Genomic DNA, 14,447 nt, shown 5'->3' on the forward strand with positions numbered 1-14,447 from the left:
CGACGACGCGGTGAGAACGAAAGCCTGCCACTGTCGAACCCCGACGGGAAGCCACGACGGCGGTCAGTCGGTACTCGGGACCGTGATCTTGGTCGTAAGCGTCGAGTCGAGCGGCTCCCACTCCAGGCCCGGCTGGTACCGGAACGTCGTGTCGTCCTGGGTGGGGTCGATGACCAGCAGGGAGAGCCAGTTGTTGTCGAGCAGCGCCGCCAAGTCGGCGTTTCGGTCGAGGATGTCGGTGACGGTGTCGACGGGAGCGTGGATGACCGTCGAGAGCCGGACGGGCGTGTGGTAGGTCTGGCGGTCGTCGGCATACAGCGACTGCAGGGGCAGCCCCATCTGCAGGTCGCCGCCGTTGCCCTGTAACACGCCGACGTTGCCCACGGCGTTGTGGGTCGTCTTGGACCCGCTCCCGTATATCTCGTTGTCGACCGTCGAGAAGTAGTACTGGGCGTTTATCATCTGGCAGACGACCAGCGGCCCTGCCATGATGTTCTCCAGGGCCTCGCCCTCCGGGTCGTTGTTCCAGTCGTAGGAGTGGAGGAACGACCGGCCGTCGAGGTCGACGTCCTCGGTCAGCTCCCGGGGGCCGATGACGAAGCCCGCGTTGCCCGACAGCCCGATCTCTGGCCGGGGCTGGGCCCAGTCGTCGGTGCGGGTCTCGACCTCGCGGACGCTGTCGTCGGCGTCGACCCCCAGCGTCTCCAGTCGCTCCTCGGCCGCGTCGGCCTGGGCCCGTTCGAGGTCCCCGCGGAGGTCGTCGACGACGGCCTGCTGGCGCTCGGTGAGGTCGTGGCCCTCGGTGTAGACGGTCACCTCGTCGGTCGTGGTGTTGTGCCGGCCGGCGAGGAAGACGGTGTCGTCGGGGACGTCGATGCCGCGCTCGGCGAGTAGCTCACGGACCTCGGGATCGTTACAGATGGTCGCGAGCACGCGCGCGTTCGGCGTCCCGGGACTGCCCGAACAGGCCCCGCAGTCGATGCTCGATTTGTACGGGTTGTTGACCGTCTCGCTCTCGTGGCCGGTGAACACGACCACGGGAGCGAAGTCGTCCCACCCCATCAGGTCGAAGGCCGCCTCCGCGTAGAAGGCCTTCTGGTCGGTGGAGATACCCATCGCCGGGGAGCGCTCGTCGTCGTCGGTCGGCTCCCCGAGCGTCAGCGACGAGAACCTCGCCGGGTCGTCCGGGCCGACGCGGCCACGTGCGTCGTGGACCTTCGACGGGAACAGCGTCCGGGAGGCCAGCGCGGCCCCGAAGAACGCCCCGGAGGCCTCGACGAATCCGAAGGCGGCGGCCAGGTCGTTTTTCAGGGCCTTGAGGAACTTGTTGCCGTCCGCCTTCAGCGTGTGCCACCGTTCGTATGACGTCGTCGCCGGGTCCTCGGCCGGGGGCTGCTCGGTGATGTGGTGTTTCGGGTCCACCATCACCGGAGCGGAGTCGGTCTGGACCTTGGACTTGTGGCCGCTGTACTCTATGGGGACGCCGAAGAAGCCGGCGTAGCCGTGGGTCTCGTACTCTCCGGTCGCTTCGAGATGCCGGCGGATTATCTCCGAGCGCGTGTCGATACAGAAGACCAGCTGGGCCTCGGGCCGGTCGGCGTCCACCTCGGTGTTCGACGCCGCCAGTCCCCTGTTGATGTCCTCCAGCAGGTCCTCCTGATAGCTGCGCTCCCAGGCCGTCAGCCATATCTCCTGAAGGCGGAAGTCCACCTGTCTGGGCCGCTCGGGCCCGTCGGTTTCTGGCAGTATCTCCACGCCCATGTGCTTTGCCAGAATCAGCCGGACGCCGAGATAGTCGGTCAGCGTGACGGGGTATTTGTCCTGCCAGGGGTTGTTGTTCGCCTCGGCCCGCTGTTTGATGAGCCCGACCCAGCCCGGCAGGGCGGCCAGGTGGTGTTCGAAGATGGCCTCCCACTCGTCCTCGTCGTAGGCACTGAGGACGGCGAAAAGCGCCTCCTCCGCCGTCTCCGGGGCGTCCGTCAGCCGCTCTCGGTAGTACGTCGCGACGTTGGTTTCGGACTCCGGAATCGCCCTGTCGTAGGGCGCGATCTGGCGCCAGGACTGGTAGAACCCCTGCTCGCGGTCGGGCATGGGCCAGCCGGCCTGGCCCTGGTCAAGGAAGGCCGCCAGCCACTTCGAGCACAGTCGATTCAGCCGCTCGTCGTGGGCGTCGGCGGTCGAGCGCTCCGCCTCCTCGTGGGCCATCCGGCGCAAGAGCATCCCCGGTTCGTCGTCGATACCGTGTTCCTCCAACAGGTCGTTGAGGATGGTGGCGTTTATCTCGCCCGCGTCCCAGGCACGCTGGAACTGTTCGGCTGTCGGGTAACCACGGCCGTCGAACAGCGACTCGGCGTCCTCGACGGCCTGCCGGAAGGGCCGGTCCTCGAACCCGGAGAGCGGATTGGCGGCCACGTCGGAGTACAGCGGCCAGACCCGACCCAGACGGTCGGCCGCGTTATCTATATGCGTCCGAACGGTCGTCGGATCGATATCTACCATCGTATAGATTACACCAGTTGTAGTTGAAAACCGCGAGCCATATCTTAATATCTTCGCATATATGTAGATGTATCCGGCTGAATTCCTAAAACAATCCAAAGACGCTAGGTCGGTTCCGCGCCCTCAGAGCCACTGAGACAGCGTCGAAGCCACAGCACGATAAACGTCCACCGATTCGAGAGAAAGGCACCCATTTTAGGAATTATACCACGATATATCAGTCGGGTACAGAAATTTTAAACGTATAAGTTGTCATCCTCCGGTATCTGATGACCAGTACTAGTCAACAGTACAGCGCCGTCCCAGTCGTCTCGACGACCCTCGTCTGGACGCTGTTCGTTGGGAGTGTCGTTCTCGTCGCAGCAACTACCTGGTTCAGCATCGAGCTCGCGGCCGAGCCGCTAGTCCGCATCGACGGCCTGACGAAGGTGATGTGGGTCGCAGTCACATTCTTCAGCGGTATCGTCCAGAGCTTTTCACGGCGGTACATGGCGGCAAACAGGGACGTGGACCTCTTTTTCGCACGTATCATGCTGTTTACCGTCGTGGTGATGGGGCTGGTCGCAGCCGACCACATCGTCCTGTTCCTGGCGCTGTGGACGGTGATGGGCCTGCTGATGGCGGAGCTCATCGGTCACGTGGACGCCTGGCCACAGGCGCGGGCGGCCAAGCGCCTCTCGCGGCGGTATTTCCTCGCCGGGAGCGCCCTGCTGGGTATCGGCCTGCTCGCGCTGTCGACCGGGAGCGAAAGCGGGACCATCTCGGGGATACTGGCGTCGGTCGACTCGCTGCCGCGGTCGACGCTGCTGCTGGGCGCAGCGCCCATCCTGCTTGGGGCGCTCGTCCAGTCGGCGCTGGTCCCGTTTCACGGCTGGTTGCTCTCCTCGATGACCGGACCGACGCCGGCCTCGGCCATCATGCACGCCGGCTTCGTCAACGCCGGCGGCGTCTTGCTCGCGCGGCTGGCCCCGGTGTTTGCGGTCCAGCAAAACGTGATGTTGCTCATCGTCCTCGTCGGCGCGGTCGGGTCCGTCCTCGCTCAGGCGATGATGCTCGTCAAGGCCGACTACAAGGGCCGGCTGGGCTGTTCGACCGTGGCACAGATGAGCTTCATGATACTCCAGTGCGGGCTGGGCTTTTTTGTCGCGGCCGTGACCCACCTCATCGTTCACGGGTTCTACAAGGCCTACCTGTTCCTCTCGACGGGGTCACAGGTGGTCAAGAAGGCGCCAAAAAAGAAGAAACACGGCTACCCCTCCGTCGTGGGCACGGGCGTGGCGCTGGTGACGGCCGTCGGCGGCGGCGCACTGTTTGCCGCCCTCACCGGGAAAGGGACCACCCTCACCGGAACTGCCCCCATCGAAACCGGTATCTTCCTCGCCGTCATCGTCGTCATCTCGGTGTTTCAGGGGTCGGCTGAACTGCTCAACAACGACTCGCTGCCGGCCACCGTTCGGTACATCGGCATGCCCGCGGTTGCGATTCCAGCCCTGGCGGTGTACGCGGGCGTGTACAACGGCGTCTACGCGCTCATGGGCGACCTGCCGATGGTCTCGGTCCACATGGAAATGACCCCTGTCCACTGGGGACTGCTCGGGCTGTTCGTGCTCGGCCATCTGGCAGTCCAGCTGGGCTGGCTCCAGCGGAGCCGGCGCCTCTATGTCACGCTTTTGAACGCGGCACAGGCCAATCCCGCCACGATTCCGGGCCAGGCCGGCGAGTACGAGAACTGAACGGCGGGGCCAGCGAGTTCCCGACCACGGACAGTTGTATTCCCTACACGTTCGTCGCGAACAGCCGCGCCAGAGCCGAATGGACGTATTGAACCGGCAGCCACTATACACCTTAAACACCTGTAGGCAGGTATAATTTTGAACGTTTAACTAATTCTCCGAATTAGATTGCGATTGTGTTAACGAACAGGTTTTTACTTGGGAAGACAGTTGATTTAGCCGAGTATAAGCGCACAGAACAAAAGACACTGTGCAGGCGTTCACCTTTCGAGGTTACCAACAATGGGAAACAAATCTGAACTAATCAAAGACGAGATGTACGGGGACGAGGTGCGGGAAAAGATAGAGGAGTTCGCGGAGCGGGGCTGGGAGAACATCCCCGAAGACGAGCGCGACGAGTGGTTCAAGCGGTTCCTGTTCTGGGGCGTGTTCCACCACCGGGAGGGTCAGGAGTCGTATTTCATGATGCGGCTGACGAACTGTGGGGGCGTTCTGGAACCGGGCCAGCTCCGCGCCGTCGGTGAGGTAGCGCGCGAGTACGCCAGCGGTCCCGTCGACAACCCCGAGTTCGGCGACGCGTGGATCGACTTCACCACCCGCCAGTCCATCCAGATGCACTGGCTCAAGCTCGAAGACGTCCCCGAGATATGGGACAAGCTCGAAGGCGTCGGGCTGACCTCACGGTCGGCCGGCGGCGACACGATGCGGAACATCTCGGGCTGTCCCGTCGCGGGCAAGGGCGAGGAGTATATCGAGTCCCGGCCCATCTTAGACGAGATTCAGGAGACCATCCGCGGGGACAACGACCTCAGTAACATGCCCCGGAAGTTCAACATCTCGGTGTCGGGCTGCAAGCAGGGGTGTGCCCAGGACGCCATCAACGACATCGGCCTAGAGCCGGCCCACAAGTTCATCGACGGCGAGGACGTCAAGGGGTTCAACGTCCGCGTCGGCGGGGGACTGGGCGGCCGCGAACCGCGCAACGCTCGCCCGCTGAACCTGTTTATCCGGCCCGAACACGCCGTCGAGACGGTCCGGGAGTTCGTCGAGTACTACCACGAGAACGGCAACCGAACGAACCGGTCGAAAAACCGGGCGCGCTTTTTCGTCGACGAGCACGGCACCGAGAAGATCCGTGCGGACCTAGACGAGCGCCTGGACTTCGAGTTCGAGACCGCCGGGACGGACTTCCGCGGGGAGTACACCTACAACGCCGGCAAGAACACGGAGTACGGCGCCCACGACCACGTCGGCGTTTACGACCAGAAAGACGGCAAGAACTACGTCGGGCTCTCCGTGCCCGTCGGCCGTCTGCCCGCCGAGGACGTCATCAAACTGGCCGACCTGGCCGAGGCCTACGGCTCGGGCGCAGTGCGGCTCACCCGCCGGCAGAACCCGCTCATCATGGACGTACCCGATGGCAACCTGGCGAACCTGCTGAACGAGCCGTTCCTGGACAAGTACTCGCCCGAGCCCAACCCGTTCACCCAGGGCGCGGTGGCCTGTACCGGGACGGAGTTTTGCTCGCTGGCGCTGACCGAGACCAAAGCGCGGATGGCCCGCATGCTGCGCTGGCTGGGCGACAACGTCGAACTGCCAAGCGACGTCGACCGCATCAAGATGCACTACTCGGGCTGTACCGCCGACTGCGGCCAGGCCATGACCGGCGACATCGGACTGCAGGGGATGCGCGCCCGCAAGGACGGCGAGATGGTCGAGGCCCTAGACGTCGGCGTCGGCGGCGGCATGGGCGAGGAGGCGGAGTTCACCGAGTGGGTCCGACAGCGCGTCCCCGCCGACGAGGTACCCGGCATGATTCGCAACATCGCAGAGGCCTACGCGGCGTTGCGCTCTGAGGGCCAGACCTTCAGCGACTGGGTCGCCGCCACCGGCCACGAGACCCTCGTCGAGCTGGCCGAACCCGAGGAGGTCGAGGGGTACGAGGACCCCTGTCTCAACGACGCCAAGCAGTCGTGGTACCCCTTCGAGGACGGCGAGAGCCCGGCACCGACGGACGCAAGCGGCGAGCCCATCTCGGCGGACGACTGACCATGCAGGAGCCAGAACAACCCGACCAGGAGCCGGAGGGGCCGGCGACACACGCCCAGGAGGTGGCCTACGACGCCGCGCCGGAACTCATCGAGTAGCGAGGGCGTATCGCCCTCGTAGTCGCTCGCGGCGGCGCCGCGAGCGATGACACGCGGCCACCGGTCCGCCACCGGAACCCCGATGGCACCGCTCGTGTCCACCTGTGCCGTCGGCTCGCTTTCTGCGGTCAGAGACGTTCCCTAGTGGGGGCGGAATCGCTGAACGCCACGTATCGACCCGCTTGCGGCGGGAGTAGACTGATTGCTGCGTGGGAGGTATCGAACCAGTTTCGCCACCGGCCTTAGGTGGCTTGAAATATAAACACAGGGTATGGTTCTTGACTCCGGCGTCAGGACCCGTATGTCGGTGCAGACAAGCCTCAGAACAGCAATCGAACGGGCGCTCACACTGGAGACGTGGGTCTCCAGTTCCCGCGAGCGGATCGCCTCAGAGTCGTTCATTCGTCGCCACACGCAGTTTGGCTCGGTAGAGGAGTTCTGTGTGGCCAGCCCGTGTGACGACGACAGTATCGGAAGCGTCCAACAGCTTTCGGCGGATGAACGCGACGCTTTCGTGGCACGGACGACCGAGTTCGAGACGTGGGCGGAGATGAAGGAAAGCGCGGCTGTCGAAGACCTCGTCACTCTCCAGAACGTCTGAGTACCCCGGCAGTACAGTATGATAGAGCGCGAAGGTAATCGCGACCCCGCCGACCAGCCCAGTCCCGGCGACGCTGGAAATCATCACTGTGGTGAGTACACTCACACTATGCAACAGGCGACTGGAGGTGATACGGCCGTCGTGCGGCGGGCTCAGACGAGGTCGTCGGCCTGCGTGTCCGCCACCACGTCCGTATCGAGGTCGATGCCCTGGATGAGTTCCACGAGGTCTTCGAGTTCGGGGAAGGTGTAGACGGTCATCCCCAGGTCGCCGCCCTCGACGGTTATCTGGGAGTCGATGACGAAGACGAGCTCGGAGTCGGGCCAGCCGCCCATCTTCTCGATGATGTTGCTGGCCGGGCCGAGCACGAAGGTCGGTGTCCCCATGTCGATGGTCGTATCGAGGACGTTCGCCCACCCGTCGATGAAGCCGCTGGTCATGATGTTGCCGATCTCCTGCATGGCCGACCGTTCCATCTCCGAAAAGCCCTCGTCGTCGTCCCCGCCCATGCCGCCCATCATCGCGCCCGCCAACCGCTTGCTATCGGCCGGGTCGAGCATGAACAGGACGTAGCCGTAGGGCGGTTCGTTCAGTTCGACGTAGATGCCGACCTGTCGCTCGCCGCCGATGTGTGTCGTGACGTCGTCGATGTCGAGGAAGTTGATCTGGGAGGTGTGGACCGAGGCGTCCAGTCCCGTGAGCTGCCCGAGGTGGTCCGCGACGGTCTCCGACCCCTCCTTTGCCATCTGGTTAAAGAGGTCGAGCTTTCGCACGTCGACTTGCAGGCCCATACCCAATCGAACGGGGCGACCGGCTTAATGGCACCGTCGCCACTATCAGAAGTGGTTCCGGTGGCGCCGCTCTCGATGTGGAAAACGGAGAACACACGCGGCCGGTCCGGCGCGGCACTTGCAGCCGCGAAATGTGTCACTCCCCGGTGTCGTCCACCGGGAACTGTTCGTGCTCGCGGACCGTGTTCAGCACGACCGACGTAGAGGCACTGCGAATCTCGGGGTCGGTCAGCAGTTCCTTGATGTGTGCGTTCATCTCTTCGGTGTCGCGGAACTTCCCGACGGCGACGATGTCGTGGCTACCGGTCACCTCGTACACCGCGACCATGTTGTCGAGGTCGCGGAGCCGCTCGGTCACCGCCTTGAGCCCGCTGCCATCGACCGACAGCTGGAAGACGGCAGTCACGTCGTACCCCAGCGCACCGTAGTCGACGCGAGCGGTGTACTCTTCGATGACGCCGGTCTCGACCAGCTGGTCCATCCGTCGCGACACCGTCGTCGCGGCGACGCCGGTCTCGGCGGCGACATCGCGGGCACTCGCCCGGCCGTCGCGGAGTAGGGCGTTCACCACCTGTCTGTCGATATCGTCGACCATCGCCCGCCGCTCAGACTGCCTCGGGACCGGTCTTGCCTGTTCGGACCTGGTAGGCGTCGTCGACCGGGAGGACGAATATCTTCCCGTCGCCTTTCTCGCCCGTGTGGGCGCCGTCGGCGATGGCTTCGACCACGTCCTCGGCGGGGATCTCCGCGACGACTGTCTCGATTTTGACCTTCTGGTGGAGGTCGACGACGTACTCCTCGCCGCGCCACTGGCCCTTCTTTGCGGGCTGGGAGCCCCGTCCGGAGACGTTCGTCACTGTCAGCGAGGGCGCGCCGACCTCCGCCAGCGCCTGTTTCACGTCGCCGAGTTTGTCCGGTCGAATCATTGCCATTACCATCTTGATTTCGGATTCGTCAGTCATCGTTGGAACCTCGAGTTGCTTTGATGTCTTCGCTCATGATACCACCGTCTGCCACAACGCTGTCGCCCGAGCCGAACTCGGGGTAGGTCTCGACGCCGTGTTCGGAGACGTCCAGCCCTTCCTGCTCGTGTTCGGGCGTGACACGGGACTCGCCCAGGGCCTTCAGCGCGAACCAGATAACGGCAGTCGCAGTCAGCGTCCAGCCGCCGATGAGGAACACGCCGACGGCCTGAGCGGCGAACGCGCTGCCGATGCTAACGCCCTCGGGCAGCGAAACGGCCACGAACGGGTACATCAGCGTGCCGATGATACCAGCGCTCCCGTGGACCGGGAAGACGGCACAGACGTCGTCGATGTTCAGCTTGGACTCGATGAACTTGAACACGATGGGGAGCTGAGCGCCGGAGACGACACCGACCAGCAGCGCGCCCCACCAGGTCGTGGTGTGGGGGATCGCCGTGATACCGACCAGACCGGCCAGCAGGCCGTTTGCGACGTAGAGGGTGTCGACCTTGCCGGTCTGTGCCCACGCGACGCCGCCGGCGGCGATGGCGCCCATCGCCATCGACAGGGTCGTCGTCATCGCGACGCGGCCCAGCTGCTCGCCGAGGAACGCGTCACCGATGATGGCCGAGGTACCGACGTTGAAACCGTACCAGCCAAAGGCCAGGATGAGCGTCCCGAGCACGGCGAAGGTCATCGAGTGGCCGGGGATGACGTTCGCGGTGCCGTCCTCGTTGAACCGACCCATGCGTGGGCCCAGGACGGCCGCCGCGGTCAGGCCGGCGACGCCGCCCATGCCGTGGACGATCATGCCGCCGGCGAAGTCAGTGAACGCGACACCGGTGAGCTGCTGGACGAGCCCGGTGTCGGCGGCGCTCCAGGTGAACGCGATGACGACGGGGTAGATGACCCCAGCCAGCAGGATGGTGTACGTGACGTACGCACGGAGCTTCGCGCGGCCGGCCACCGCCCCGGAGACGATGGTCGCGCCGGTCATCGCGAAGACGGCGCCGTACAGCCAGTTGATCCAGCCGGTGCCGGAGGCCAGGTACGCGGCGCCCCAGTCGGCCCCGCCCGCAAGGGACGCGACGCCGGAGCCGATGAGGAAGAACACCACCACACCGATCGACCAGGTGAGCAGGTTCTTCGTGAGCTGGTTCGCTACGTTCTTCGAGCGCACCTGCCCCGCCTCGAGCATGGCGAAGCCGGCGTGCATGAAGAAGATCAGGAACGATACCATCAGTATCCACGTGAAGTTGAGTGCTTCTGCGGTGACTTGGAGTGGTGCGAGTACCATTGTTTGTATGAGTTGTGATTATTGCGTTTGAACGTCCAACTTTATCGGCGCAAGCGCCAACTTCGTCAAGTCGTTCACGGAGAAATCTCTGGCCAGAACACTACATAAAGATTTGCTTTACGAAATCGCACATCTGGGACTATAGGAGGACGAACGTCCAGACTACCACATGATATAATGCATTTAAGGTTATTCTCCGTCAAGAAACTCGGTATCTGTCGACTTGGTATTTGGACGTTCGTAAACCGCGATTTCGCCGCTTCGAGGCCATAGCGGGGTGTTTCGCTTGCGCGCGGACCGGCCCACAGATGTTGCCAACACCACCAGCATTATACCAGTAGAAAAGTTTTGTTCTTTTGAGGTAAGAGCCCGAGACAGCCCATATCGGCAGATAATAGCGATTTATATGAGCGATATGGGCTATACTACCGGGTAAAATTAGAATATGGATGGAAACGTTGTCGACGATACGGGAGAGTCGAGCGACGAGCGAACTATCGCGAACGCACAGGGCGCACTCGATGTGGTGCAGGCCGCCTCGAAGACCGTCGACGAGGAGCTGGCGGCTATCGACCAGCGTGCGAGCGAACAGGCGAGCGACGCACAGTGGGTCGTCGAGGAGATCTCGACGCTCTCGGCGACTATCGAGGAGATAGCGGCGACCACCCGGGAGGTCAGCGAGCAAAGCGAACAGGCGGCAACGGAGGCAGCAGAGGGCCGGGAAGCGGCGGCGGCCGCGATAGACACCATGGAGGACGTCCAGGCGGTGAGCAGTGCCGTCGCCCAGGAGGTCGATTCGCTCCGGGAACGGATCGACCGCATCGCCGACGCGCTGGCCGGTATCGACCGTATCGCCGACCAGACGAACATGCTGGCGCTGAACGCCTCCATCGAGGCCGCACGGAGCGACAGCGACGCCGACGGCTTCGCGGTCGTCGCCGACGAGATCAAACAGCTCGCAAGCGAGTCCCAGCAACAGGCCGAAGAGATAGAGGAGGCGCTTTCGGCCGTCCGGACGGCGACCGACGAGACGGTTTCGGAGCTGGAGACGGCCGCCACGGAGATCGAGAGCGGGGCCGACCAGGTCGCCGACGCCATGGCGAGTCTCGACGCGGTCGCCGACACCGTAGAGGAGACCGCGGACGGCATCACCAGCGTCTCCGACGCGACCGACGAGCAGGCCGCAACCAGCGAGGCCATCGCCGAGCGATGTGAGACGCTGTCCGAGCGCGCGACGGCCATCGACGACGACCTCGATTCGATACGGGGAGCCCGCTCGGAGCAGACGGCGATGCTCGGCGAAATCGACGGGCTACTCGGTGACATCGACGCCGACCGCCGTGCCGGGCTGGCCGAACGCCCGCGGCTCGCGACCGGCGTGCCGGGGCTCGACGACTGCTGTGGCGGCGGGCTGGTCGTCGGCGGGCAGGCGGTCCTGCGGTACGGCCCCGAGGCGAGCGTCGACGGGGCGCTCGCACAGCTCTGTGCGACGACCGTCGCCGCCGGCACCGGCGTCTCGCTGATGCCGACGCCCACCCTCGACAGGGAGACGCTGGCGAGCGCGTTCAGGGGGACCGACTACTCGCTGACCGACGCGCTGGCCGACGACCGGCTGTTCATCCTCGACGCCTTCGGGGGATGGCGCGACGAGTACAACGTCTTCGACATCGAGCGCCAGTCGCTGGCGGCGGTAAACGAGACGACCGTCGAGCGGCGGAACGCCCCATTGCTGGTCGTCGGCAACATCGAGGGGGAAGTCGCCACCGTCGGCGAGCAGGCCGCACGGGAAGCGCGCTACGAGAACGACGACGGCGTCTTCGCGGCCCAGGACACCGTGCTCAACGTCATCGCCGACGATAGCGTCCCGGAGACGCTGTCGGCGTTTTACGTCGGGTCGGCAGACCAGACGCTCACGCTGGCTCGCGAGGACGGGCAGCTGTCGGTCGAACTCGACGCGGGGTCGGTTGGGTCGGACGGCGCCAGACGGCCGGCGTCGACGCTCCCCGAGCCACCGTTTCTCCGCGTCGAGGCGCGGTGATGTTCGGTATCGACGAGACGGGCACGGTTGATTTCGCCACCGAGTCGTTCGCGTCGTGGCTGGACACGACGCCGGCCCACCTCACGGGGACGCGGTTCGAGGCCGTCGTGGCGCCGGACAGCGGCGACCCGCTTGCCGACGTCGAGGCGCTCCGCGAGCGACCAGCCGGGCGGACGCGGCGCTGTCAGGCGTTCGTCCGACGGGGCGAGGAGCCGGTCGCGGTGACCTTCGAGTTTGCCGCCACCGAGCGCCGACAGGTCGTCGGCACCGTCCAGCGGCGGACCGATCGGTACCGGAAGCTCTTCGAGGAGAGCCACGACGCCATCGTCCTGTTCGAGATCGTCGACGGGCGCCCGGTCGTGCGTGCCGTAAACACCGCGTTCGTCACCACGTTCGGCTACGAGCGAAACGATATCGTCGGGGAGTCGCTCAACGAGTTCATCGTTCCGGACGAGCTGTGGGACGAGGCGACCGATTACGACCGGCGGACCGCCGCCGGCGAGACGAACCACGCTGTCGTCAGCCGGAAGACCGTCGACGGACGCCGCGAGTTCGTGTACCGCGGGCTCAGCTACACGACGGCCGACAATCACCGCTACGGGTTCGCCATCTACAGAGACGTGACCGACGACCGGCGTCGCCGCCGCCGGTTACAGGTGCTCCACCGGGTGTTGCGCCACAACATCAGAAACGACCTCTCGGTCGTCATCGGGACGGCCGACTACATCGAGCAGACGAGCCACGAGTTCGAGCACCGGGAGGCCGCCGCACGGATACTCACCGCCGCCGAACGCATCTCGTCGGTCAGCGAGCAGGCCCGCGCCGTCGAGCGCGCGCTTGCCAGCCGGTCCGACAGGGCGATCGACGCCGCGGAAGTGGTCCGTTCGGTCGTCGAGACGTACGACTGCGTCCGGGCAGACGCGCCGGCGAGCGCGCCGGTCACCGGCGGCGTCGCGGTGTACAGCGCCGTCCAGAATCTCGTCGAGAACGCCGTGACCCACACCCGCGACGGGGCGGCGGTTCGGGTCACCGTCACCGACGAGACGGACGAGTGGTGCCTCCGGGTCGCCGACGACGGTCCCGGAATCCCGGCCATCGAGCGGGGCGCTGTCTTCGACGACGAGGACATCACGACGCTCAACCACGGCACCGGGCTGGGCCTCTGGCTGGCCCGCTGGGTCGCCGAGTCGGCCGGTGGGGAGCTCCGGTACGACCGCGACGAGGGCTGGACGGTCGTGACGCTGGTGCTCCCGCGGGCCGACACCGACGACGTGCTCAGCCCGCGCGCCGTCGAGTCCGACCCGACCGCGGCGCGGTGACTACAGCCGGTCGGCGATGTCCTCGGCGAAGTAGGTGAGGATGAGGTCGGCCCCGGCCCGCTTGATAGAGAGCAGGGACTCGTAGGCGACCTCGTCGAGTTGCAGCCACCCCTTCTCGGCGGCGGCATGCAGCATGGCGTACTCCCCGGAGACGTTGTAGGCGGCCACGGGGTGGTCGTAGTCCTCGCGGACCGTCGCGACGACATCGAGGTAGGGCAGGGCGGGCTTGACCATCAGCACGTCCGCACCCTGGGAAACGTCGAGTTCGACCTCGCGACGGGCCTCCCGAGCGTTGGCGGGGTCCATCTGGTAGTGGCGCCGGTCGCCGAAGGCGGGCGCGCCGTCGGCGGCGTCGCGGAACGGGCCGTAGAAGGCCGACTCGAACTTGGCGGCGTAGCTCATGATGGGCACCTCGCTGTGACCATCGGCGTCCAGCGCCTCGCGGATGGCCCCGACCATCCCGTCTATCATCCCCGACGGCGCGACCATGTCCGCTCCCGCGCGTGCGTGGCTCACCGCGACGTTGCCCAGCAGGTCGAGGGTCTCGTCGTTGCGGACGGTCAGGTCGGGGTCGTCCTGTGCGTCTTCTTCTAGGAGCCCGCAGTGGCCGTGGCTGGTGTACTCACAGAGACAGACGTCCGTGATGACGTAGGCGTCGGTCGCCTCGGTGATTCGCCGGACGGCCTCCTGTACGACGCCGTCGCTGGCCCAGGCCCGCGAGCCGCGCTCGTCTTTGGACTCGGGGATGCCAAAGACCATGATGGCCTCGACGCCGGTCGCCAGTACCTCCTCGACGCGGGCGACGCTCTCCTCGACCGGGACCCGCTCGTGGCCCGGCATCGTCTCGATGGGGACCCGCTCGTCGGCCGTCGCGTCGACGAACACCGGGGCGATCAGGTCCGACGCCGATACCTCCGTCTCCCGCACCAGGGGCCGCACGCCGTCGGTCCGGAGCCGGCGTGGGCGACGCGTCATATCCATGTGCTGGTGTGTGGCCCTGACGGCCATGAACCCACCGCTCGCCGGAACGCAACTGATATGTCGTGGTCGCGATATG

11 protein-coding genes are annotated in these 14,447 nt (G+C 65.3%); 5 read left to right on the top strand and 6 right to left on the bottom strand.

Annotated elements, in window-relative coordinates; genetic code table 11:
* Positions 1–63: 63 nt before the first annotated feature.
* Complete coding sequence (locus VJ162_RS13095) at positions 64–2,499, bottom strand: DUF2309 domain-containing protein (protein ID WP_324664912.1); 2,436 nt, start codon at positions 2,497–2,499, stop codon at positions 64–66.
* A gap of 269 nt (positions 2,500–2,768) precedes the next feature.
* Between VJ162_RS13095 and VJ162_RS13100 the strand changes: the two genes are divergently transcribed.
* The 3 genes from VJ162_RS13100 to VJ162_RS13110 all read left to right on the top strand — a co-directional run bounded on the left by VJ162_RS13100 (position 2,769) and on the right by VJ162_RS13110 (position 6,980).
* On the top strand, positions 2,769–4,232 hold the full coding sequence (locus tag VJ162_RS13100) for a proton-conducting transporter transmembrane domain-containing protein (RefSeq protein ID WP_324664914.1): 1,464 nt from the start codon (positions 2,769–2,771) through the stop codon (positions 4,230–4,232).
* Between the two features lie 282 nt (positions 4,233–4,514).
* Complete coding sequence (locus VJ162_RS13105; RefSeq protein WP_324664915.1) at positions 4,515–6,281, top strand: nitrite/sulfite reductase; 1,767 nt, start codon at positions 4,515–4,517, stop codon at positions 6,279–6,281.
* A gap of 399 nt (positions 6,282–6,680) precedes the next feature.
* A complete protein-coding gene (locus tag VJ162_RS13110; protein ID WP_324664916.1) occupies positions 6,681–6,980 on the top strand; it encodes a hypothetical protein in 300 nt (99 codons plus the stop codon).
* Positions 6,981–7,132: 152 nt separating this feature from the next.
* Here the strand turns inward: VJ162_RS13110 and VJ162_RS13115 are convergent, their stop codons facing one another.
* From VJ162_RS13115 to VJ162_RS13130, 4 genes are all read right to left on the bottom strand, one after another.
* Positions 7,133–7,771, bottom strand: coding sequence for a chemotaxis protein CheC (locus VJ162_RS13115; RefSeq protein WP_324664917.1), 639 nt, complete (start codon positions 7,769–7,771; stop codon positions 7,133–7,135).
* A gap of 136 nt (positions 7,772–7,907) precedes the next feature.
* Positions 7,908–8,366 (bottom strand): HTH-type transcriptional regulator Lrp, encoded by a 459-nt coding sequence (gene lrp / locus VJ162_RS13120; protein WP_324664919.1) that lies wholly within the window; start codon positions 8,364–8,366, stop codon positions 7,908–7,910.
* A 10-nt stretch (positions 8,367–8,376) separates the two neighbouring features.
* The gene (locus tag VJ162_RS13125) at positions 8,377–8,733 is read right to left on the bottom strand and encodes a P-II family nitrogen regulator (protein WP_324664921.1); all 357 of its coding nucleotides are present in this window, start codon (positions 8,731–8,733) and stop codon (positions 8,377–8,379) included.
* Positions 8,726–10,033, bottom strand: a complete 1,308-nt coding sequence (locus VJ162_RS13130; protein WP_324664922.1) for an ammonium transporter — start codon at positions 10,031–10,033, stop codon at positions 8,726–8,728. Before VJ162_RS13130 ends, VJ162_RS13125 begins: the two co-directional genes overlap by 8 nt.
* A 445-nt stretch (positions 10,034–10,478) precedes the next feature.
* On the opposite strand from VJ162_RS13130, the gene VJ162_RS13135 reads away from it, so the two are divergent.
* Both VJ162_RS13135 and VJ162_RS13140 read left to right on the top strand, forming a co-directional pair.
* On the top strand, positions 10,479–12,071 hold the full coding sequence (locus VJ162_RS13135; RefSeq protein ID WP_324664924.1) for a methyl-accepting chemotaxis protein: 1,593 nt from the start codon (positions 10,479–10,481) through the stop codon (positions 12,069–12,071).
* A complete protein-coding gene (locus VJ162_RS13140; RefSeq protein ID WP_324664926.1) occupies positions 12,071–13,390 on the top strand; it encodes a sensor histidine kinase in 1,320 nt (439 codons plus the stop codon). Before VJ162_RS13135 ends, VJ162_RS13140 begins: the two co-directional genes overlap by 1 nt.
* Here the strand turns inward: VJ162_RS13140 and hemB are convergent, their stop codons facing one another.
* On the bottom strand, positions 13,391–14,371 hold the full coding sequence (hemB, locus tag VJ162_RS13145) for a porphobilinogen synthase (protein ID WP_324664928.1): 981 nt from the start codon (positions 14,369–14,371) through the stop codon (positions 13,391–13,393).
* Between the last annotated feature and the right edge of the window lie 76 nt (positions 14,372–14,447).

Source organism: Haloarcula sediminis (assembly GCF_035656455.1).
GTDB classification, from domain to species: domain Archaea; phylum Halobacteriota; class Halobacteria; order Halobacteriales; family Haloarculaceae; genus Haloarcula; species Haloarcula sediminis.